The sequence below is a fragment of the uncultured Ruthenibacterium sp. genome (assembly GCF_963558415.1).
GTDB lineage: Bacteria > Bacillota > Clostridia > Oscillospirales > Ruminococcaceae > Ruthenibacterium.
In genome coordinates, this window is record NZ_CAUWGY010000011.1 from 1 (window position 1) to 21,152 (window position 21,152).

Genomic DNA, 21,152 nt, shown 5'->3' on the forward strand with positions numbered 1-21,152 from the left:
AAATCTGTTGCGTCTTCGCTTCGATGGTTCGAATCCATCCTCTCCCACCAAAAGTGACCGATTAAAAATCGGTCACTTTTTTTATTGTTTTTGACGGCAGCCTATCCCTCACAATTTATCTACGAGCACTAAAATAGACGGATAGATGCTAACGAAGGTTATACACTACCCGCACTGCACCCGCCTTGCAGAGTTTCTCATCTCTATGGCAACGGTTATTTCACGGTACATATTTCTTCCTATTCTGCACATGCTATGCTTAAACAAACAAAAGGAGGAGTTTGCCTTGAATTGGACCCAAAAAGAAAAAAACTTTTTGAAGGATTTACAGAATGAAGAAAAACTTTGCGTACAGAAGTACCATAAGGCGGCTGAGGCCGCGTGTGATCCCACTTTGCGTCACATGTTGGAAAAATTGGAAAATGCCGAACAAAACCACTGTGACACTGTCGCTCAAATGTTGGATGGAAAAATACCTTCTCAGAACACAAAACAGCAAAACGGCCGCACACTCTCAGCAAAACAGATGAAATCCAATGCCACCCGTGCGCAAAAACAAAGTGACTCCTATTTGCTGAATGATTTACTGGCCACCGAAAAATACGTATCCGGTGTATACAACACCGCCGTATTCGAATTTAACGATCCTGCTGCGCGGCAAGTGCTGAGTGCCATTCAGCAGCAAGAGCAAGGCCACGGAAAAGAATTGGCTGCCTATATGCAGGCCAATGGTATGAGTTGTTAAATAAAAAATGTCCGGACCGTAGTCCGGACATTTTTTATTGGTTTAGAATATTCATAAATTCCTCGCCTGTAATTGTTTCTTTTTCATATAAAAACTGCGCTAATTGGTCTAGTTTCTCTCGATTCTCCAGAAGAATGGACGTCGCTTTCTCATGTTGTTTTTTTACAAGGGTTACCACCTGTTTGTCAATTTCTGTCTGTGTATCCGCTGAGCAAGTCAAAGAAGCGTCACCGCCCAGATACTGATTGGTAACCGTCTCCATCGCTACCATATCAAAATTTTCACTCATTCCATAACGCGTGATCATAGCTCGAGCCAATTTGGTAGCTTGTTCAATATCATTGGACGCACCCGTTGAGACGGTTTGAAAAACAATTTCTTCGGCCGCACGGCCACCTGTATACGTGGCGATTTTATTTTCGATTTCTTCTTTTGTGAGAAGATAGTGATTGCTTTCATCAACCTGCATCGTATAACCCAACGCGCCTGATGTACGAGGGATAATGGTTATCTTTTGCACAGGAGCCGAGTGATTTTGCCGTGCAGCTACCAAAGCATGACCGATCTCATGATAGGCTACTGTCCATTTTTCTTTGTCTGTAAGAATGGCATTCTTTTTTTGATAACCTGCAATCACTACCTCTATGCTCTCCTCAAGGTCTGCCTGACTCGCACTGCGCCGCCCATCACGGACTGCACGCAAGGCCGCCTCGTTGACAATGTTTGCCAGCTCCGCACCCGATGCACCTGAGGCCATCCGTGCGATTTTATTAAAGTCCACATCCGGATCTACACGAACCTTTTTTGCGTGTACTCGGAGAATGGCTTCTCGGCCTGCCAGATCCGGCAATTCTACAGGCACTCGACGGTCAAATCGACCAGGCCGCGTCAATGCCGGATCCAGCGACTCAGGTCGATTTGTTGCCGCCAAAATAATAACGCCTGCGTTTCCTTCGAATCCATCCATCTCCGTAAGAAGCTGATTGAGCGTCTGTTCCCGTTCATCATTTCCCCCTGCCTGACCATCTCTCTTTTTTCCAATTGCATCTATTTCATCAATAAACACAATACAAGGTGCCTTCTCTTTTGCCTGTCGAAACAAATCACGTACCTTGGATGCTCCCATTCCCACAAACATCTCTACAAATTCTGAACCCGAGATTGAGAAAAACGGGACATTGGCCTCGCCGGCCACTGCCTTGGCAAGCATCGTCTTTCCGGTACCCGGAGGGCCGACCAGTAAGATTCCTTTCGGCATGGATGCTCCAATATCACGATATTTCGATGGATCATGCAAATATTCTACGATTTCAGTCAGATTTTCTTTTGCCTCATCTTCCCCGGCAACATCGGAAAATTTGATTCCTTCTGAAGATTTTACATAAATTTTCGCATTGGATTTGCCTGGGCCAAAGGACATAGCATTGCTGCCTCCTGCACGGTCCATCAGTTTCTTAGACATAAATTGTCCAATGGCAATAAACACCACCAGCGGCAATACCCAACTGAGCAAAAATGAGAGGATAGGAGAAGTTTGCTGTATTTCTTCTCCATAAAAAGGAATTCCCGCTTCGTGCAAGCGGTTGGTTAGCTCCGGATCATTCACCATTGCAGTTTTATATACATGGGTCTCCTCTTTATCCGTAAACAAGATTCGATTGCTCTGCTGCTGAATCTCAACGCGGCCAAGCTCTCCCTCTTGTGTCATGGAGATAAATGTGCCGTAATCCACCTCTATAATCTGTCGCTGACTCAGCATAGGCAATGCTAAAAAATTAAACAGCATCAGAATCAGCAACATAATACCATAATAAAACATCAAAGGCTTTTTCGGTTTTTTTACTTCATTCACACAGATACCTCCCTTAGTGGATTTCGCCTTCGTTTTTTTGAACACTCTTTTCTCTTTATAGCAAATCACCATTCAAACCGCCACTTGCACTTTTTTTGATCTGTATAAACAAAACCCCTAAAGTGTCAAAAAATCAAACACTTTAGGGGTTTTGTTTAACCAAGGGTCAGCTCTCCGGCCAAAAGGCGGTATATTTGTTGAGCTCGCACATCTACATCCTGCTCTTTATTTTCTAAATCGCTCAGCATTAAACCGACAATACCGCTGGAATAAAAACATAGCGCCGCTTGTGCATCGGAAGCACTAAGCGCTTTGTCCGATTTTCGTTTGCGCAACATTTCTTCCAAATAATCGCGTACCGTTCTGACCAGCAGGCGTTCGATTTCCATCCTTCGCCGAGATTTTAAAAGGCGCGTCAACAATTCTCGATTGCTTGCGCTTTCTCGTATCATTCTGCGGATGGCGGCCTGCGGACTGGACTCCTTTAAGCTCTGGCATATCGATTGTTCCAACACCTGCTTTTGTTGCCACTCCACCACATCCATAATATCTCGAAAATGATAATAAAAAGTCTGTCGGCTGATGTGACATGCGTCCACCAGCTCCTTGACCGTAATTTTATCCAAACCCTTTTGCTTTAAAAGCACATTCAACTGATCCGAAATCATTTCTTTCATGTCAAACGGCATGGAATCTTCCTCCTTTTTTCTATTGTATCAGACTACGGCCATCGGATTCAAATTCCTTTTGCAAAATGGTGATAAGGGGGAGCAAAACAGTCGAACTTTGTCGCAATGAACAAAATACACTTAAAATTTTATGGAACAATCCAAAAACCAAAGCATAGTCGTTGACATTTCAAACTTGCGAGGTATAATGATTTCAATATTTGAAAAGCGTTGACGAGGTTTAGTACGTGGGAAACTTTGCTTCAGAGAACTGCCGGTTGGTGCAAGGCAGCAGCGGAGCCCGTCGGAAGCATCCCCTCTGAGCAGCAGGCTCAACCGTCCTTTGGACTTAGTAAGCTGTGCCGGTCGGCAGCCGTTATCTTGCCGCCCCGTCGGGTTTTTCCCTGCGTGGGTCTGAGCGGTCCGGTTATCCGGGCAACAAGAGTGGTACCGCAGAGCGTCTTTTACGACCTTTGTCTCTTCAAGAGACAAAGGTCGTTTTTTTTCGGCTGGCACCGCACTCACAAGAGTTCGGTTTCAGAATAGATACCTGGGAGGAACAAATCATGGAAGTGTTGAAAAAAATCAGCAAGTTCGCCGGAAGGTACATGGCGATTATCGTGTTGGCCATTGCGGTGCTGGCCTTTTTCGTACCAGAGAGCTTTCTCTGGGTAGGCAAAGATTACAACGCATTCACGCGCATTGTCACAGTCAACAACCTTTTAATGGTGGTTATGTTTGGCATGGGCCTCACACTAAAACTGGATGATTTTAAAGTCGTCTTTTCCCGTCCGAAAGATGTTCTGGCCGGTTGTGCAGCACAATTTGTGATTATGCCACTGCTCGCTTTTCTTTTGACAAAAATATTTTCCCTCAGCCCCGAACTGGCCGTAGGTGTAATTTTGGTGGGCACTTGCCCGGGTGGTACCTCTTCCAACGTAATGACTTTTCTAGCCAAAGGCGACGTTGCACTGAGCGTAGGCATGACGGCTTGCTCCACAGTTCTCGCACCTTTTCTAACTCCGGCGTTGACCTATCTGTATGCGCATGAGACCGTAACGGTAAACATGATGGATATGTTTATGAGCATTGTAAAAATTGTCATTATCCCCATTGTTCTTGGCTTCATCATCAATAAATTATTCGGTAAATTTACCCAGGCAGTCGTAGAGATTCTGCCATTAATCTCTGTAGTGGCCATTGTTACCATCGTGGGCGCTGTAGTTGCTCCCAACTCTGAAAAGCTGTTTTCCAACGGCATCCTGATTTTGACGATTGTAATTCTGCACAATCTTCTGGGATATGCCTTGGGTTACTGTGTGGGAAAACTGTTGCATATGAGTGACGCCAAGTGCAACGCTGTATCCATCGAGGTGGGCATGCAAAACAGCGGACTTGCCACCAGCCTGGCGGGAACCGTATTTCCGGATTTAGCCCTGGCCACAGTACCTGGCGCACTGTTTAGCGTTTGGCACAATATTTCAGGCTCCATTGTGGCCAATCTGATGGCTGCGGCAGCAGAAAGAAAAAGCGCAAAAAAATAATTGATTCTCAAAAGGAGGCGGTCCCGACCGCCTCCTTTTTTAACCTTTACATATCTTAAGATAATCGTGAAGGCAGCGTAAAGGTAACCCTGCTACACTTTTTTCAGAAAGAGAGGGAACGCTGCCATGAAGAAAAATTTTATCTTATTTTTTAGCCGACACAAACGCATCACAGCAATCATACTAACGGGAACCGTAGCAATGGCGGCTGCGGCCGGTGTCTTTGTGCTGATTCGAAACAAAAACGCTGCCAATACAGACGATTTGAACTATGCACGTACAATCAGGCTGGAAAAGGGAGAAATGACGGACTCTGTAAACGTTTCCGGCATTGTGCAAAGCGCACGGGTCTCTTCAGTCACTACATCGTTGAACAGTAAGGTACTCTCTGTAAATGTCAAAGTAGGTGACGTCGTAAAAAAAGGAGATGTCATCTGTACACTGGATGATACAGATATTCGCCGTTCCATTCAGGAGAAAGAGAAAGAACTGAACGCTCAGACACAGCAATTAAAGGACGCTGTGACCAAAGCGAACGATGCACTGGCCGCAGCCCAGCGCAATCGGGATGCAGAACGAAAGGCACAGGATCTAAAGGTAAACGAAGCGCAAGTCGAACGTGACAAAGCAGCGGCGGCGACCCAGGCAGTTCTTCCCGCATACAATGAGGCCCGTGCCCATTACGACACCATGATGAAGGGTGTAAGCCCTGCACAAGATCAGGCGCAGGCCGCAGCCGCGGCACGCCAAACCGCCTACGATGGATGGCTGGCCTCGGGTGGTGCAACCGAAGGCGATGCTTACAACGCCTATCAAAACGCGGACGAACAAGCCCGTCAGGCGGATAATGCACTGGCCGAAGCCCGTACTCTGTATGAATTTGAACGGTACGCACAAGAGCTGGAACGCACGCGGCAAATTTATGAAGAGGCGGCCGCCCGACAACTTGCGGCGCAAACCGCATTAGAACAAGCCACTGTTGCCCGTACACAGGCTATGGATGTTTGCGATCAGGCAGTGAACACTGCCAGCGCCGATCTTCAACAGGCCCAAAGGCAGCAAAAGCAGGGATTGAATGACACTTCTCTTGCGGAGCTTAAAAAAAATTTGGAAGATACAATTCTGCGCGCGGAAACCGACGGAAAAATCACAGATTTAAAAGTAAATGTTGGCAGTTTGTGCAAAGGTGAAGTGGCTACCATTCAAGCTACCAATGAGTTAATTTTATCGGTGACCATCCCGGAATACGCCATTCAAAAGGTGCAGGTCGGTCTGACTGCATCCATCACAAGCGATTCAAGTCCTGCGGCTCTGCAAGGAAAGGTATCGCGCATTTCTCCCACAGCCGGAACTTCTGGAGAGGGAGAAGGCGCTTCGACAGGTTTTTCGGCAGACATCGCGATACAGGATCCGGAGCAAATCTACATTGGAGCCAAAGCGAAAGCAGAGATCGTGCTGAGCCAAAAAGAAAACGTATACTCTGTTCCTCTGGATGCGATTCGCAACGACGCACAAGGACAAGATGTGATATATGTACGCAAAAAAGAAGGAAACTTTTCCCCCATCTCCGTACAAGTAGGCATGAAAAATGACTATGCCGCAGAAATCAGCGGAGCACAACTGACCGACGGGATAGAAGTATTGGCAGACGCCTCTTCTCTTCCCGAAGGGGAAGGCGGGGACATCCAATGAAACCCCTGATTGAAATGCATGGTATTTTCAAGACCTATAATGTAGGCGCAGAAAACGAACTGGAAATTTTACATGGCATTGATCTTCAAGTATGGCCCGGCGAATTTGTGGCCATTGTCGGCGAGAGCGGCAGCGGCAAATCCACACTAATGAATATCATTGGCGTATTAGACAAGCCGACGGCGGGCCTCTACTTTCTGGATGGAGTGGACGTTCGCACGGCAGGGCGGGATGAGATGAGCGAAGTACGAAACAAAAAAATTGGGTTTGTATTTCAAAATTTTAATCTGATTGCTCGCACTACGGCTCAACGCAATGTAGAGCTGCCTATGTTGTATGCGGGAGTATCTGCTGCTGAACGCCAATCGCGCGCCACCGAACTTTTGCGCCGTGTGGGAATGGAGCAGCGCCGATTCCATCAGCCGAATGAGCTATCCGGTGGGCAAAAGCAACGAGTGGCCATTGCCCGCAGCCTTGCCAACGACCCCGCGATTCTTTTGGCGGACGAACCCACCGGTGCGCTTGATTCTCAAACCAGCCGTCACGTAATGGATATTTTTCATGAACTTCATCGCCAGGGAAAGACCATCGTTCTGATCACCCACAGTCAGGAACTGGCGGCAGAATGTCCCCGCATCATCACGTTGCGGGATGGAGCCATTGTGGCAGACCATCGAAAGGAGGCCATGCTTCATGCCGCTTTCTGAAAATATACGTTTGGCGCTCGGCAGCCTACGCGCTAATAAGCTGCGAGCCCTTTTGACTATGCTGGGTATTATTATTGGCATCGGGGCGGTCATCGCTATTATCACCGTAGGCGATTCACTCTCCGGGTCCATTGCGCAGGAGATGGCCAGCCTGGGCGCCCGAAATATAACACTTTCTGTAAGCCAGAAAGACGACCCGTTCTCAAATACAAATTTTGACGAACTTGATTCCCTCGATCAGGATCGTTTGTTTGAAAATTTTGAATATCGAGATCCAGAACCCAGCGATCTCTTGACCGATGAAATCCTGAAAGACTATCAAAGAACCTTTGCGGATCAATTAAAAACGATCGTGATTCGAGAGGAATTCGGAAATATTACAGCCAGCAACGGACGTCACAAAGCCGAAGGACAATTATTGGGCGTATCCCCGGACCAAGCGATTCTTGCCAAACTGGATCTTTTGGCCGGAAGATTTATTACAGAACGTGACCGCGCGGATAGCCGGGCCGTGGCCGTAGTCAGCGATCGGTTTGTTTCACAATTTTTTGGCAGCCATCCCCAACCTGCCGATGTTCTTGGTAAAAGTTTTCGAACCGAGGCGAACAATATTCCTCTACGGCTGTATATTGTAGGTGTATACCGTTACAAACAGGAAGGAAAAATAAAACCAACCTCCACCGAGGTATACATTCCTGTGGACAGCGGTGTTCGGCTTTTACAGCGAACCCCAGGTTATCAAAATCTAACGCTGCAAACACAGGACGGTGTGGACAGCAAGCAGTTCATGGAAAGGACCAAGACCTACTTCGACAGCTATTACGCCCGTAATCCTTATTTTTCCGTATCCGTTTCCAGCTTGGAAGAGGCTGTTAAATCCATGGACAAGGCAATGCAAAACATGAAATTGGGCATCAGTGCGATTGCAGCCATTAGTCTTTTGGTGGGTGGCATTGGTGTGATGAACATTATGATGGTCTCTGTTACGGAACGGACTCGAGAAATTGGCATACGCATGGCCTTGGGTGCAAAAAGCCGAATCATTTTATTTCAATTCATTGTAGAGGCCGTTATCATTTGTCTGATTGGAGGCTTCATTGGCCTGGCGCTGGGCATGAGTGTCGGAAGTGTCGGTGCGGCAATCATGCATTACCCTGTGCGCCCCTCGATTCCAGCGGCCATCATTTCTGTAATTTTTTCCATGGCCATTGGTGTATTTTTTGGTTATTATCCAGCACGTCGGGCCGCACAATTAGATCCCATCGAAGCACTTCGATATGAGTGATTTCTCTTTCATAGGAGCCAATCATCGTGTACAATAAAAGTGAATCGATTTATTTTTCTAAGAGGTGGTTTTGAATGGCCTATACCATTTTAATTGCCGAGGACGACCAGGACATTACCAATCTGGTACGCTTATATTTGGAGAGCAGCGGATATCAAGTATTATGCGCCCCCGACGGTGCCGCTGCTCTGGAATTGGCACGTACCCACCCTGTGGACATGGCAGTTTTGGACATTATGATGCCTAGGATGAACGGGTATGAACTGACTCGCAATCTCCGCGCCATAAGCAATATGCCTATTTTGATATTATCGGCCAAAAATGCCGACAGTGACAAAATTCTGGGATTGGAATTGGGCGCGGATGACTATTTGACCAAACCCTTTAACCCGCTGGAGATCATCGCACGAGTAAAAGCCAACCTGCGTCGGGTTTACGAACTGAATACCGGTCAGACTTCCTCGGCGAAAACGTTGGGACCTCTTCGGCTGGATTCAAGTGCCCTTCAAGTAATCAAAAACGGCATTCCCATCGCGCTCACTCCCACCGAATACAAAATTCTCTCTTGCCTGATGAGCGCTCCGGGCCGTATTTTTACAAAAGTACAGTTGTATGAATCCGTCAGTGGGACCTACTTTGAGAGCGATGAAAACACGATGATGGTCCATATCTCCAAGTTGCGGGACAAAATCGAAGACGATCCGCGCCACCCGCGCTTCATTATTACTGTGAGAGGGTTGGGATACAAAATTGAAGCTGTGGAATAAAAGTTCGCACTACTTTCATACATTGTTGCGCTGTTTTACAATTTTCAGTCTTCTTTTAATGACTGTGGGCGCACTGCTGCTCTCCTGGGCCATATGGGACAGTTCCAACACTCTTATCTCGCTTTCTCAACGAGATCTCTCTCCATATGAACCTTCCCTGCGCCGTGGCCAATACGAGCGCTTTCCAAGTGAGACTTTTTTGGGACAAGGTGGATTCATCGAGATAGCGGATTCCAGCGGAAAAATTCTTTATAGTCCCAAAGAATCGATGCAGGATTTTTCTCCCGATGAATTGGCTTGCATCCCAACTCACCAACAAGGAGTTTTTCGTACAGTAAGCCGTTGGCAAAGCGAACAAGGGGAAATGACACTGGTCTCAAACGATGCGGTATCATCTGATGACAATCTTTCATCTCTGGAACCTCTGATTCTGCGCCCAGACGGCACCATTGCCTATGGCTCTATTGCGGGTTATTCAGGCAAAATGCTAGATGACAAATGCTATGGATATCTGACACAGACTTTGCCTGAAGGATACTTTATTTGGAAATATCCCTTTTCAGACGAAGCCGGCCAACCGAAATGGCTAATTTTATATGAGTCCTCTGCCGCATCCTTGGGCGGTAAACTAGGCACCATTTGGTTGCGCACCATCCTTTTGTTTTTGCTTCTCTACGCCGCACTTCTTTTCGGCACATCCCTCTGGCTCAGCCGTCGAGTACGCCGGCCTTTGAATCAACTGAATCAAGGTCTTTCCGCACTCGCTTGTCAACAATCGTACCAACCCATCCAATACCGCGGTCCTTTGGAATTTGAACAAATCTGCCACTCGTTTAACCAATTGGCAAGCCGTTTGCAAAAAAGTGAACAGCAACGCAAGGCGCTGGAACAGAATCGCCAAAAACTATTGGCCGATATTTCTCACGATTTAAAAACTCCTATTACTGTGATCCAAGGCTATGCCAAAGCGGTACACGATGGCCTTGTCCCCCCGGAAAAAGTTCCGGATTATCTAAATATCATTGAGCAAAAGGCAACCAGATTAACGGATTTGATTGATGCATTTCACGAGTATAGCAAATTAGAACATCCGCAATTTACTCTTCACACCCAGCCGATGGACCTTTGTGAGGTTCTGCGAGAATATCTTGCTTTCAAATACAACGAACTGGAACTCACTGGATTTTCTCCTCAAATCGAGATTCCTGAAGAGCCGATTCGCTGTTCCGTAGACAAAAATGCTTTTATAAGAGTTCTTGAAAATTTGGTGGGCAATGCCATCAAATACAATCCGCCCGGTACTCAGTTGTTTTTTACGTTATCCGCCCAAAACGGATGGGCACAACTGCTGATTGCCGACAGCGGAATTGGTATTCCGCCCGAATTGGCCGAACGTATTTTTGAACCCTTTGTGGTGGGAGAGGAAGCTCGTACCAACCGCCAAGGTTCTGGATTGGGATTGGCCATCAGTCAAAAAATCATCTTGGCGCACGGCGGAAACATCCGTTTGATACAGCCGCCGGATTCTGGATATGGTACAGAATTTGAACTGACAATTCCGCTTTTGGATACATAACAAAAAAAGACCGGATTTTTTATAAAATCCGGTCTTTTTGATTTTGTCTTCGTCGGTCCGCCAATGCCCTATTTTTTAAAACTGGCCTACTCCGTACGCTTCATCCTATATCCGATAAAAATACACAGAGCACCTGAAACGTATCAACCAATTTTTCGCAGCGAAACCGAAAAATGATTTTTAGTGTCCGGATTCCATATCCTCGCCCTGCACAAAAGCGCGCAGCAATTCTAAAAAACGTTTGTGGTGGGAATTGCCGCGTAAAGTTTTATAATGGACCCCAAACGAAACACTTTCCATCCCTTCTACCGGAATATAGCACAAATCCGAAACGCGGGCACTGGGAATGTCCGGTACAAGTGAAAATCCAAATCCTGCCCGCAATAAAGTAATGGTTCCCTCATATCCGTCCGTAAAATAGACCTGTCCTCCTCGGCGCTGATGCAACACTTCCCCTTGCGCGTGAATCACGGCCTCGGGACCTTTATGCGGGGTACAGGCCACCATGTCTCCATTCAACTGATCTATGGTCAGATAAGAAGACAAAGCCAACGGATTCTCTTTTCCACATACACACACAATGGGACACCGCGCCAACTCCTGGTAAGGCATAGCACTTTTCTTTCTGTTTGCGCTGTGGTAACCAAGCATCATATGGATGCTCTCATCTTCGAGCAAATTGGATAGGGATTCAAAAGGAAGCAGCCGCACCTCCGGACTTAAGAGAGGGTATTCCGCACGTAAAAGGCGTAAAGGTTCTGGCAAAAAATCCATCTCAAACTGATTATGACACCCGATGCGCATCGGCAGAGATTTCTCATCCTGAGTTCCGTGAAGCCGAGCTCGGGCAGCTCCCGCCAACTGCAAAATACGGTCGGCGGATGGAACAAATTGCGCTCCTTCCCTCGTCAGTTCCACACTGCGGCTGGTGCGCACAAACAATTGTACCCCCAGTTCGGCCTCCAGTGCAGCAATTTGATGACTGACAGCCGGCTGACTGATCCTTACCGCTTCAGCCGCTTTCGAAAAGTTCAAAAATTCTGCAACAGCGAGAAAACATTCCAATTGCGTTGTGTTCATTTTTTCCACCTCTCTATGGATATCAATTCATCTTTTTTATAGATTATAAGAGATTTGTATTTCACTTTCAAGAAAAGTTGCGGTATAAAATGATAAGGTTCCGAATATTTTCGAGCCTAAGCATTTGAAAGGAAGGCAGATCATGAAACGGGATGACCACCGCACAGCCTTGAACAATTTTAAACGCATCCACGCGGGCATTGAAATTTCCATCGGGCGATTTTTTGCACGCAAAGAGCTGACTGCCGCTCAGGGACATATTCTTTTGTATATCCTTGCTCGGCCACAGCAGCGCCTTTGTTCTACCGAGCTGCACCGAACGCTTGGATTGTCACGGGCTACCGTGAGTGAATTGTTAAAAAAGCTTCGGGAAAAAGGATTTATCACCTTTTATACCGCACCGGAAGACGAACGGCAAAAACAAATTGTTCCTACAACCAAGGCGCTGGATTTGAAACTCCCGTTGGATCGGCTTGCCACGCAAACCGAAAAACAAATCTTCGCCGGCTTTTCCCCGCAAGAAATGGAGACTTTGCTCTGCTTTCAGATGCGCATCTTGGAAAATTTGAACAACAAGGAGGATAACTGCAATGGGAACCGTTCTCAGTCAGATACGGCAGTATAAAAAACAGACAATCCTTACGCCTATCTTCGCCGCTTTAGAAGTGGTGATGGAAGTCCTTTTGCCTTTTGTAACGGCAATGATCATCGACGAAGGGCTTCAAAAGGGCAATGTGGACAATGTACTTCGTTATGGAGTTTTAATGGTTATAATGGCGGCACTAAGTCTTTTATTTGGCGCGCTGGCAGGAAAATATGGCGCCAGCGCTTCGGCCGGACTTGCATGCAATCTGCGCCAAAGCTTGTATGACCACGTGCAAGAATTTTCTTTTTCCAATATCGATCATTTTGGCACAGCCAGTTTGGTAACACGCATGACCACCGACGTGACCAACGTGCAAAACGCTTTTCAAATGATTTTGCGTATTGCCGTGCGTGCTCCTTTGATGCTGGTGTGCAGTATGGTGATGGCTTTTCTCATTAATCCGCGTTTGAGCGGAGCCTTTGTGGTAGGTATGTTATTCCTGGCCGCAGTGTTGGCAATCATTGTGCGGGCTACCTTAAAGCTGTTTGACATTGTATTCTCCAAATACGATGATTTAAACGCCAGCGTTCAGGAAAACGTATCCGCCATTCGAGTGGTCAAGGCCTACGTACGCGAAGGATATGAAAACGAAAAGTTCACTCGAGCAGCCGACAACCTTTATCGGCTGTTTGTGAAAGCAGAGGGATTGCTGGCCTTCAATAACCCTGCCATGATGCTGGTAATTTACAGTTGTATTCTTGCGGTCGCCTGGCTGGGCGCCCAGTTTATTGTTGGCGGCAGCATGACCACCGGTGAATTGACCTCTATGTTAAGTTACATCATGTCCATCATGATGTCTCTGATGATGTTAAGCATGATCTTTGTAATGATTACCATGAGCAGTGCCAGTGTGCGGCGTATCGAGCAGGTACTGAAAGAAAAACCCGAACTGCACAATCCCGCCGAACCTGTGAAAGAGTTGACCGACGGAAGCATCGATTTCGACCATGTGTCTTTTGCTTATCGTCATGGCAGCGGGAAAAAGGTGTTGAGCGACATTGATATACACATTCGTTCCGGTGAGACCATTGGTATCATCGGCGGTACAGGGTGTGGCAAAACAAGCCTTGTGAATTTGGTCAGCCGCTTGTACGACGTCGATGAGGGAACCGTTCGAGTAGGCGGTCGCGACGTTCGGGAATACGACATGGATACCTTGCGCAATCAGGTGGCTGTGGTTCTTCAAAAAAATGTTCTCTTTTCCGGCACAATTTTGGAAAACCTGCGTTGGGGTGATGAAAACGCTACAAGAGAACAATGCGAAGAGGTATGCCGCGCCGCTTGCGCCGATGAGTTTATCCGCCAGCTTCCCAAAGGTTATGACACTTACATCGAACGAGGCGGTACAAACGTTTCCGGCGGACAAAAACAACGTTTGTGCATCGCCCGAGCTCTTTTGAAAAATCCAAAAGTACTGATTTTGGACGATTCCACCAGCGCCGTAGACACAGCTACAGACGCATCCATTCGAGCGGCTTTTTCTAAATACATTCCTGGAACTACTAAGTTGATCATTGCTCAGCGTATCTCCAGTGTACAGCATGCCGATCGTATTTTGGTTCTGGACGGCGGCCGGGTAGACGGATTCGGTACTCACGAGGAATTGCTGAAGACAAACGAAATTTACAAAGACATTTATGAATCTCAAAGTAAGGGCGGCGGCGATTTTGACCAGCCCGGTAAGGAGGTATGCTGATATGAAACAAAAACGCTTTGAAGCTGCTTCCATGCAAAGTTTGGGCCGGCTGATCCGGTACATGCTGCACAACTATAAAGCGGCCTTCACCTTGGTGGTTGTATGCATTCTTTTGGCTGCAATTGCTACCTTGCGAGGAACTGTTTTTATCCAGTCCTTGGTGGACGATTACATTCTTCCGATGCTAAGCACTGAAAATCCGGATTTTTCCCCTTTGGCTGGAGCGCTGACAAAGTTGGCGGCCCTGTATGCCGTAGGCATTGTTGCCGCCTACGGTTATAACCGGATCATGGTCAATGTTAGCCAAGGAACCATGAAACGACTGCGCATTCAACTGTTCACACGCATGGAATCGCTTCCCATCTCTTATTTTGACACGCACGCCCATGGCGACATCATGTCCGTATATACCAATGACGTGGATACTCTGCGCCAATTTTTAAGTCAGAGCGTACCTCAAACCATCCACGCCGCCGTAACGCTGGTAGTAACGCTGGTAAGCATGCTGATTCTGAATATCCCTCTTTCCATTATCACTCTGACAATGGCCTGTGTAATGTTATTTGTCACTCGCAAATTGTCTGGTTTGTCGGGCAAATACTTCGGTCTGCAACAACGGGATTTAGGCGCTGTGGATGGATATATTGAAGAAATGCTGGATGGCCAAAAAGTGGTCAAAGTATTTTGCCATGAAGAACAGGCCAAAGCTGATTTTCGTGTACTGAACGATAAACTGCGGGAAAGCGCTGACAAAGCCAATGCTTATGCCAACATCACTATGCCTATTAATGCCAACATCGGTAATTTAAGCTATGTCCTGTGCGCGGTATTGGGCGCACTGCTGGCGCTGAATGGCGTAGGCGGCGTAACCGTAGGCACCATCGTGGCTTTTGTAAGTCTAAACAAAAGCTTCACACAGCCAATTACTCAAATCAGTCAGCAAATGAACTCCATCGTCATGGCAGCCGCTGGTGCACAGCGCGTTTTTGAGATGATGGATCAAACTCCTGAACAGGACAATGGCTATGTCGAAATGGTCAATGCCAAAGAACAGGCCGACGGCACCTTGGTCCCTTCCGATGAGCGCACCGGCGTATGGGCTTGGAAACATCCTCATAAAGCGGATGGCTCTGTGACGTACACCAAATTGGAAGGCGGTATTGTGTTCGACGGGGTAGATTTTGGCTACACCAACGAAAAAATTGTGCTACACGATATCAAACTGTACGCAAAACCGGGCCAAAAGATTGCCTTTGTAGGTTCCACCGGTGCAGGAAAAACCACGATCACCAATCTTATTAACCGATTTTACGACATTCAGGACGGCAAAATTCGCTACGATGGAATCAATATTACTAAAATCAAAAAGCCCGCTCTGCGCCGCACTTTAGGAATCGTTTTGCAAGATACGCATCTGTTTACCGGAACCGTCATGGACAACATTCGCTACGGCAAGTTGGATGCCACCGATGAGGAATGCATCGCCGCGGCCAAATTGGCCAATGCACATAGCTTCATTGAGCGGTTGCCTGACGGATATAATACCTTATTGACCGGAGATGACGCCAACCTCTCTCAGGGTCAACGCCAGCTTTTAGCCATTGCGCGAGCTGCTGTAGCCGACCCACCTGTGCTCATCTTGGATGAAGCAACTTCGTCCATTGATACTCGAACCGAAGCTTTGGTCCAAGCCGGAATGGACGCCCTGATGTGCGGGCGTACCACCTTTGTAATCGCACACCGATTGTCCACAGTGCGCAACGCCGACTGCATTATGGTATTGGAACATGGCCGTATCATTGAAAGAGGCACCCACGATGATCTGATTGCCCAAAAGGGACGTTATTATCAATTGTATACGGGTAACTTTTCTGAACAACCGGCCTAACAAGTCTGACAAAGGCATAAAAAATCGGGGAAAAGCAAATGCTTTTCCCCGATTTTTATGTTTCTTTCAAAAACAAAAACGGTATGCTGTCGCACTACCGTTTTCCAAAACCCTCTCTATGTTTTTAAAATCACTTGCCCGTTTATTCCTTGGAAGACGGCAATTGTCCAATGATCTTCCGGCAAGCCCCGCAAATATTTCGCCCTTCATAACTTACCACGTCTTCTGCGCTGCCGCAGAAAATACAGGCAGGCTGATACTTTTTAAGAACGATATTGTCACCATCGACATAAATTTCTAAGGACGCGTTTTTGTCAATATGCAGATTATGCCGCAGTTCAATGGGCAATACGACTCGTCCTAAATTATCTACGGGACGCACGATACCTGTCGATTTCATATGTGTTATCCTCCGTTGTAAGGTGTCCAATTTTTAGAGGTCACCCGTGTCATATCTTGTATTTTAGTATACAAAAAATTCCATTAATTGTCAATATATGGAATAAAAGAGATTTTTTGGCATTTTTAAGAAACTGCCAAAAAACATGTCCTAGCAAACAATTTTTTGTTTTTTCTCCCAAATCCACGCAAAAATTTCACAATTAGAAAAGAAGGGAGGCATAGCCTCCCTTCTTTTTATAATTGTAAAAATCCCACTTTTTTGTACACTTTACGAAGCGTGCGCTCTGCCATAGAACCAGCGCGTTGGGCTCCCTCGGTGAGAACTCCGTCCAGATATTCTTTATCTGCCAAAATCCGTTTGTACTCTTGCTGAATAGGTGCAAATACGTCGATTACGCTTTCGGCCACTGCCATTTTGAACTCTCCGTAGCCTTTCCCCGAAAATTCACTTTCGATTGCCGCAAAATCCTTGCCTGTAAAAGCACTATAAATACTCATCAAGTTTGTGACTCCCGGTTTGCTCTCTGAGGCACACACGCATCCATCCGAATCGGTGACCGCGCGTTTGAATTTGCGAACAATTGTGTCGGGATCGTCCAGCATCAATACAAAACTATTGACATTGGTATCGCTTTTGCTCATCTTTTTTTCCGGTTCCTGCAAACTCATAATCTTTGCGCCAGTTTTATTGATGTACCCATCGGGCACAACAAATGTATCCCCATACACGAAGTTGAAGCGCTGCGCAATGTTGCGAGCCAGCTCCAAATGCTGTTTTTGATCCACACCCACGGGAACCAAGTCCGCATTATAAATCAAAATATCCGCAGCCATAAGAACTGGATAAGTAAACAGACCTGCATTGATATCCTCGGGATGCTTCGCGCTTTTCTCTTTGAACTGATGCATCCGAGTCAAATCGCCAAAGGGGCAGTTGCATCCCAACACCCAGCTCAGTTCGGCATGGGCTGGAACATGGCTCTGCACAAACAGGATGCTTTTGGTGGGATCAATGCCGCAAGCCAAAAGCAAGGCTGCCGCCTCTCGTGTCTGGCGACGAAGGTCTGCCGGTGTTTGCCGAACCGTAATGGCATGCATATTGGCTACCATATATACACATTCGTAATCATCTTGCAAAGCGCCCCAATTTCGTACAGCCCCCACATAATTTCCCAGTGTGAAAGTACCTGTAGGCTGAATGCCAGATAGAATACGCTTTTTTGTCTGTTCCATAAAATTCCCTCGGTTTCTGCATGTTTGTTGTCAGTATAGCACACAAACCGATCAAATTCAACGAAAGGCCGCTCGTTCCACAAACAGACAAAAAATTTCCATTTATTACCATATAATATAACTATTCTATGCGGTGGAGTGTCAAATGATTCCTCGCTGAAAGGAAAGTTGGGTGAAACACATGTCTGTAAAAACACGGGAAGCCCCCAGGCTGCAACCTGTTTTAAACACTGTACGGCGGTTTCCTATGATATGGCAGATTGCGGCCGCGATGGGAGCATTTGTTGCGGCCCGTGCACCAATTTTTGGTGAACTTCTTCCTTTGGGACTTTGCGTGACGGCCGGAATGCCACCTTCTTATGTTTTGTGCGCCGGTGTAGGGGCCGTACTTGGATATGCGCTATTGCTTTCCATTCCCCAAACATCCGCCTATCTGGGCGCCGTTGTCGCCGTAGTCTTACTCAAATTGATTGGCGGAGATGAGCGCTATCGAGACATTCCCATGGTGCCTGTATGCGCCGGCGGCATCTGCTATTGCCTACTTCGCGCAGGTTTTTCGGCGGCCGCAGGGCAGGGATTGACCGGAATTTTGGCAGGAGCAGCCGAATCCCTATTAATTTTAGGGCTTGGTTACTTCATGACCGTTTTCTTCGTACACCCTCTCCGAATTTTGCGTCAAAACGACACCGAATCCCGTGCCGCCGTTTGCTTTGCTCTAATCGTACTGATTGCCTGCCTGGCTCCCTACCGTATTTTTGAAATCTCTTTCAGCCATATTCTTGGGGCGCTTGTCACCCTGGCCGCAGCATGGCGCGGTGGGTCCGCTTGGGCCGCTTTGTGCGGTACCGCTACTGCGGTATCCTTGGTTGCAGCCGGCGACGAACTCTATGTAGGATTTGCCATTTCGGCGGCTGGACTCGCAGCAGGCCTATTTTCAACGCAAGGACGCCGGTTGACCGCTCTGACATTCTGCACCACTGGTTTTTTGGGCGTTTGGTGTGCGCCGGATGCTTCATCCGGATTTTGCTTTATGGCAGAACTTTGCGCCGCTTCACTGGTTTTCACCCTCATCCCCCAAAACTGGATAGAATCAATTTCCAGCACGACCAATACTCAAACAAGCCGCGCGGCGTGTGCAACTCTTTCCGGTCGCCTGACCGCCTTTGCAAATGCACTTCACAACGTAGGAAGCACCGTTCAACAGGTATGTGAAAAACTACCACCCAAGCAAGAAAGCTATGCCGATCTGTGCGCCCGGGTAGCGGACCGATGCTGCCAGGATTGTGAACGTTGCACCGACTGCTGGATCACACATTCCTCCGATACCTACGATTGTTTTAATAAACTGGAACCTCTGGTTTTTTCCGAACAAGGCGTTACGGCCGCGGACCTTCCCTCACCTTTGTCGTCTTATTGCATTGCACCCGGAAAACTTGCGGCCGCATTAAACCGCGAAGCAATTGCACAAGCAACGCGCCGTGGACTTTACACCCGCAGCGGAACTACACGAGCTGCTTTGTGTGAGCAATATGGCGCCATGGCCTGCGCACTGGGAGATCTGGCCGGACAGGTTGCCATGGAAGAGCTGCCCGATCGGCGAAAGGCACGACGTGTAGAGCAACTTTTTGAGGACATTGGTCTTGCACCTTTAGATGTAAGCGTAGCAGAAGACGGAGAAGGCAGACTTCACACCGCAGTCACGCTTTCTTCGATTGAATTTGACCAAAATGAATTATACACTTTGACACGAGAAGTTTCTGAGTTGTGCCATCGAAAATTTTCCCGCGCGGTATGCACACAAAATGGTGCCAGCACTCTTCTTGTTTTTCGTGAACGTCCACGGTTCGCCGCCCGTTTCGGTGTGTGCAGCCTTCCTGCAGACGGCAAGGTTTCTGCGGACGCCACACAGGTTTTAGAACGTGTTCCGGGACGAGCCCACGCTGTGTTATGCGATGGAATGGGAACAGGGAAATCTGCCGCCGTAGATGGTGTGATGGCCGCACGTCTGGCAGGTCAACTTCTTGGTGCCGGATTTGGACAAGCAGAAACCGCACGATTGGTAAACGTAGCCCTTACCTTAAAAAGCGACGATGAATCCGCTACAACTTTTGATGCCGTTACAATCGATTTGTATACCGGCGCAGCTCGGCTGTTCAAGGCAGGAGCTGTACCAAGCTTTCTAATTCACGGTGACCGTGCATCCGCCTATGGAGAAACGAGCGTTCCAATTGGAATTTTGAAAAAAGTTCTGAGTTCCGAAAGTGAACTGATGCTCTCGGACGGCGATTGTCTGGTACTTATGAGCGACGGGGCATTGGCCGGCGGAATGGCTTGGATGAACAGCCAACTGGTGCTGCACAGTGCCGACACTCCTCAGGTATTAGCAGATGCAGTGGCTCATGCGGCTCGAGAAAAATCCGACCGGCCAGACGATATTACAGTAATGGCCATTCGTTTGTATGAGGTATAAAAAAGAGCAGGCCAAAGCCTGCTCTTTTTTTATTTTGCGAAAAGCGGTTTCAGCATAAAGAAATATCCCAAAACTACTATACCCAAAGCAATTCGGTACCAGCCAAACACCTTGTAATCGTGCTTTTTCACGAAGTTCATCAAGAAACGAATGCACGCCATCGACACCACAAAGGCCGTGAGCATTCCCACCACAAGAATGACGATTTCTTGCCCGGAAAAACCTTGTTCGTTTTCCAGTAAAAATTTTACAATTTTCAATAAACTTGCGCCGAACATGGTGGGAACTGCCAAAAAGAAGGTGAATTCAGCCGCAATGGTACGGGAACAGCCAATCAACATCGCACCCAAAATTGTAGCACCCGACCGGCTTGTGCCTGGTATCAAACTGAGCACCTGAAATACACCAATGAATAGAGCAATGCGGTAATTGATTTGTCCAATGGAGCGAATGCGCGGTCTTTGTTTACCGATTGTATTCTCCATCCATATAAACAACAAACCGTATAAAATCAAAGTAATGGCAATTACCGGTGGGTTGTGAAAATGTTCTGTGAGCCAATCATCCAGCGGTAAGCCGATGACCACACTTGGCAGAACGGCAACAATTACATGAAACCACATCTGCCATACATCCTCACGACACCAGCGGGATACAAATCCCTGTGCGCTTCGGTCATTTTTAAAGGGCCAGAGCTTATTCCAAAAAATAACTACCACAGCCAAAATAGCACCTAGCTGTATAACGACATCAAACATTTCCTTAAAGGAATCGGTTACTCCCAACTGGATGAACTCATCCGCCAGAATGAGATGCCCGGTGCTAGAAACAGGCAGCCACTCGGTAATGCCCTCCACAATTCCAAGAAAAATGGTCTTTAGAATGTCAAGAAACAAATTTT

General features: G+C 47.3%; 17 protein-coding genes. 11 read left to right on the forward strand and 6 right to left on the reverse strand.

Annotation, left to right across the window (positions count from 1 at the left end):
* Positions 1–286 precede the first annotated feature (286 nt).
* Entirely contained in the window at positions 287–745 is a 459-nt protein-coding gene (locus AB5H98_RS03215; RefSeq protein ID WP_367924476.1) for a spore coat protein, read from the forward strand.
* A gap of 34 nt (positions 746–779) precedes the next feature.
* Here the strand turns inward: AB5H98_RS03215 and ftsH are convergent, their stop codons facing one another.
* Together ftsH and AB5H98_RS03225 are read right to left on the reverse strand one after the other, a co-directional pair.
* A complete protein-coding gene (gene ftsH, locus AB5H98_RS03220) occupies positions 780–2,597 on the reverse strand; it encodes an ATP-dependent zinc metalloprotease FtsH (RefSeq protein WP_367924477.1) in 1,818 nt (605 codons plus the stop codon).
* 155 nt (positions 2,598–2,752) lie between these two features.
* On the reverse strand, positions 2,753–3,286 hold the full coding sequence (locus tag AB5H98_RS03225) for a TetR/AcrR family transcriptional regulator C-terminal domain-containing protein (protein WP_367924478.1): 534 nt from the start codon (positions 3,284–3,286) through the stop codon (positions 2,753–2,755).
* Between the two features lie 545 nt (positions 3,287–3,831).
* On the opposite strand from AB5H98_RS03225, the gene AB5H98_RS03230 reads away from it, so the two are divergent.
* The 6 genes from AB5H98_RS03230 (at position 3,832) to AB5H98_RS03255 (ending at position 10,836) form a co-directional block, all read left to right on the forward strand.
* Positions 3,832–4,809 (forward strand): bile acid:sodium symporter family protein, encoded by a 978-nt coding sequence (locus AB5H98_RS03230; RefSeq protein WP_367924479.1) that lies wholly within the window; start codon positions 3,832–3,834, stop codon positions 4,807–4,809.
* Positions 4,810–4,935: 126 nt separating this feature from the next.
* The gene (locus tag AB5H98_RS03235; RefSeq protein ID WP_367924480.1) at positions 4,936–6,501 is read left to right on the forward strand and encodes an efflux RND transporter periplasmic adaptor subunit; all 1,566 of its coding nucleotides are present in this window, start codon (positions 4,936–4,938) and stop codon (positions 6,499–6,501) included.
* Positions 6,498–7,208 (forward strand): ABC transporter ATP-binding protein, encoded by a 711-nt coding sequence (locus AB5H98_RS03240; RefSeq protein ID WP_367924481.1) that lies wholly within the window; start codon positions 6,498–6,500, stop codon positions 7,206–7,208. Before AB5H98_RS03235 ends, AB5H98_RS03240 begins: the two co-directional genes overlap by 4 nt.
* Positions 7,195–8,493: an ABC transporter permease gene (locus AB5H98_RS03245; RefSeq protein ID WP_367924482.1), complete on the forward strand. Its 1,299-nt coding sequence runs from the start codon at positions 7,195–7,197 to the stop codon at positions 8,491–8,493. Before AB5H98_RS03240 ends, AB5H98_RS03245 begins: the two co-directional genes overlap by 14 nt.
* A 74-nt stretch (positions 8,494–8,567) precedes the next feature.
* Positions 8,568–9,260: a response regulator transcription factor gene (locus AB5H98_RS03250; RefSeq protein ID WP_367924483.1), complete on the forward strand. Its 693-nt coding sequence runs from the start codon at positions 8,568–8,570 to the stop codon at positions 9,258–9,260.
* Complete coding sequence (locus AB5H98_RS03255) at positions 9,244–10,836, forward strand: ATP-binding protein (protein WP_367924484.1); 1,593 nt, start codon at positions 9,244–9,246, stop codon at positions 10,834–10,836. Before AB5H98_RS03250 ends, AB5H98_RS03255 begins: the two co-directional genes overlap by 17 nt.
* Before the next feature lie 180 nt (positions 10,837–11,016).
* On the opposite strand, the gene AB5H98_RS03260 is transcribed toward AB5H98_RS03255, so the two are convergent.
* On the reverse strand, positions 11,017–11,916 hold the full coding sequence (locus AB5H98_RS03260; protein WP_367924485.1) for a LysR family transcriptional regulator: 900 nt from the start codon (positions 11,914–11,916) through the stop codon (positions 11,017–11,019).
* Between the two features lie 142 nt (positions 11,917–12,058).
* Here AB5H98_RS03260 and AB5H98_RS03265 point away from each other — a divergent pair, with 142 nt between their 5' ends.
* The 3 genes from AB5H98_RS03265 to AB5H98_RS03275 are packed head-to-tail and all read left to right on the forward strand — an operon-like array spanning position 12,059 to position 16,146.
* On the forward strand, positions 12,059–12,541 hold the full coding sequence (locus tag AB5H98_RS03265) for a MarR family winged helix-turn-helix transcriptional regulator (protein ID WP_367924486.1): 483 nt from the start codon (positions 12,059–12,061) through the stop codon (positions 12,539–12,541).
* On the forward strand, positions 12,507–14,258 hold the full coding sequence (locus AB5H98_RS03270) for an ABC transporter ATP-binding protein (protein ID WP_367924487.1): 1,752 nt from the start codon (positions 12,507–12,509) through the stop codon (positions 14,256–14,258). The genes AB5H98_RS03265 and AB5H98_RS03270 overlap by 35 nt, the downstream gene beginning before the upstream one ends.
* A 1-nt stretch (position 14,259) precedes the next feature.
* Complete coding sequence (locus AB5H98_RS03275; protein ID WP_367924488.1) at positions 14,260–16,146, forward strand: ABC transporter ATP-binding protein; 1,887 nt, start codon at positions 14,260–14,262, stop codon at positions 16,144–16,146.
* A 142-nt stretch (positions 16,147–16,288) separates the two neighbouring features.
* Here the strand turns inward: AB5H98_RS03275 and AB5H98_RS03280 are convergent, their stop codons facing one another.
* Entirely contained in the window at positions 16,289–16,546 is a 258-nt protein-coding gene (locus AB5H98_RS03280; protein ID WP_367924489.1) for an AbrB/MazE/SpoVT family DNA-binding domain-containing protein, read from the reverse strand.
* 236 nt (positions 16,547–16,782) lie between these two features.
* A complete protein-coding gene (trpS, locus tag AB5H98_RS03285; RefSeq protein ID WP_367924490.1) occupies positions 16,783–17,781 on the reverse strand; it encodes a tryptophan--tRNA ligase in 999 nt (332 codons plus the stop codon).
* Between the two features lie 181 nt (positions 17,782–17,962).
* Between trpS and AB5H98_RS03290 the strand changes: the two genes are divergently transcribed.
* A complete protein-coding gene (locus tag AB5H98_RS03290) occupies positions 17,963–20,251 on the forward strand; it encodes a SpoIIE family protein phosphatase (protein ID WP_367924491.1) in 2,289 nt (762 codons plus the stop codon).
* A 29-nt stretch (positions 20,252–20,280) separates the two neighbouring features.
* Here AB5H98_RS03290 and AB5H98_RS03295 read toward each other — a convergent pair whose 3' ends face one another.
* A complete protein-coding gene (locus AB5H98_RS03295) occupies positions 20,281–21,147 on the reverse strand; it encodes an undecaprenyl-diphosphate phosphatase (RefSeq protein WP_367924492.1) in 867 nt (288 codons plus the stop codon).
* Positions 21,148–21,152 lie beyond the last annotated feature (5 nt).

What these genes read in the sequence shown, in the direction of transcription:
- AB5H98_RS03225 (WP_367924478.1), bottom strand. Translation starts at nt 3,286, where the DNA reads ATGCCGTTTGACATGAAAGAAATGATTTCGGATCAGTTGAATGTGCTT.
- AB5H98_RS03230 (WP_367924479.1), top strand. Translation starts at nt 3,832, where the DNA reads ATGGAAGTGTTGAAAAAAATCAGCAAGTTCGCCGGAAGGTACATGGCG.
- AB5H98_RS03235 (WP_367924480.1), top strand. Translation starts at nt 4,936, where the DNA reads ATGAAGAAAAATTTTATCTTATTTTTTAGCCGACACAAACGCATCACA.
- AB5H98_RS03240 (WP_367924481.1), top strand. Translation starts at nt 6,498, where the DNA reads ATGAAACCCCTGATTGAAATGCATGGTATTTTCAAGACCTATAATGTA.
- AB5H98_RS03245 (WP_367924482.1), top strand. Translation starts at nt 7,195, where the DNA reads ATGCCGCTTTCTGAAAATATACGTTTGGCGCTCGGCAGCCTACGCGCT.
- AB5H98_RS03250 (WP_367924483.1), top strand. Translation starts at nt 8,568, where the DNA reads ATGGCCTATACCATTTTAATTGCCGAGGACGACCAGGACATTACCAAT.
- AB5H98_RS03260 (WP_367924485.1), bottom strand. Translation starts at nt 11,916, where the DNA reads ATGAACACAACGCAATTGGAATGTTTTCTCGCTGTTGCAGAATTTTTG.
- AB5H98_RS03265 (WP_367924486.1), top strand. Translation starts at nt 12,059, where the DNA reads ATGAAACGGGATGACCACCGCACAGCCTTGAACAATTTTAAACGCATC.
- AB5H98_RS03270 (WP_367924487.1), top strand. Translation starts at nt 12,507, where the DNA reads ATGGGAACCGTTCTCAGTCAGATACGGCAGTATAAAAAACAGACAATC.
- AB5H98_RS03275 (WP_367924488.1), top strand. Translation starts at nt 14,260, where the DNA reads ATGAAACAAAAACGCTTTGAAGCTGCTTCCATGCAAAGTTTGGGCCGG.
- AB5H98_RS03280 (WP_367924489.1), bottom strand. Translation starts at nt 16,546, where the DNA reads ATGAAATCGACAGGTATCGTGCGTCCCGTAGATAATTTAGGACGAGTC.
- trpS (WP_367924490.1), bottom strand. Translation starts at nt 17,781, where the DNA reads ATGGAACAGACAAAAAAGCGTATTCTATCTGGCATTCAGCCTACAGGT.
- AB5H98_RS03290 (WP_367924491.1), top strand. Translation starts at nt 17,963, where the DNA reads ATGTCTGTAAAAACACGGGAAGCCCCCAGGCTGCAACCTGTTTTAAAC.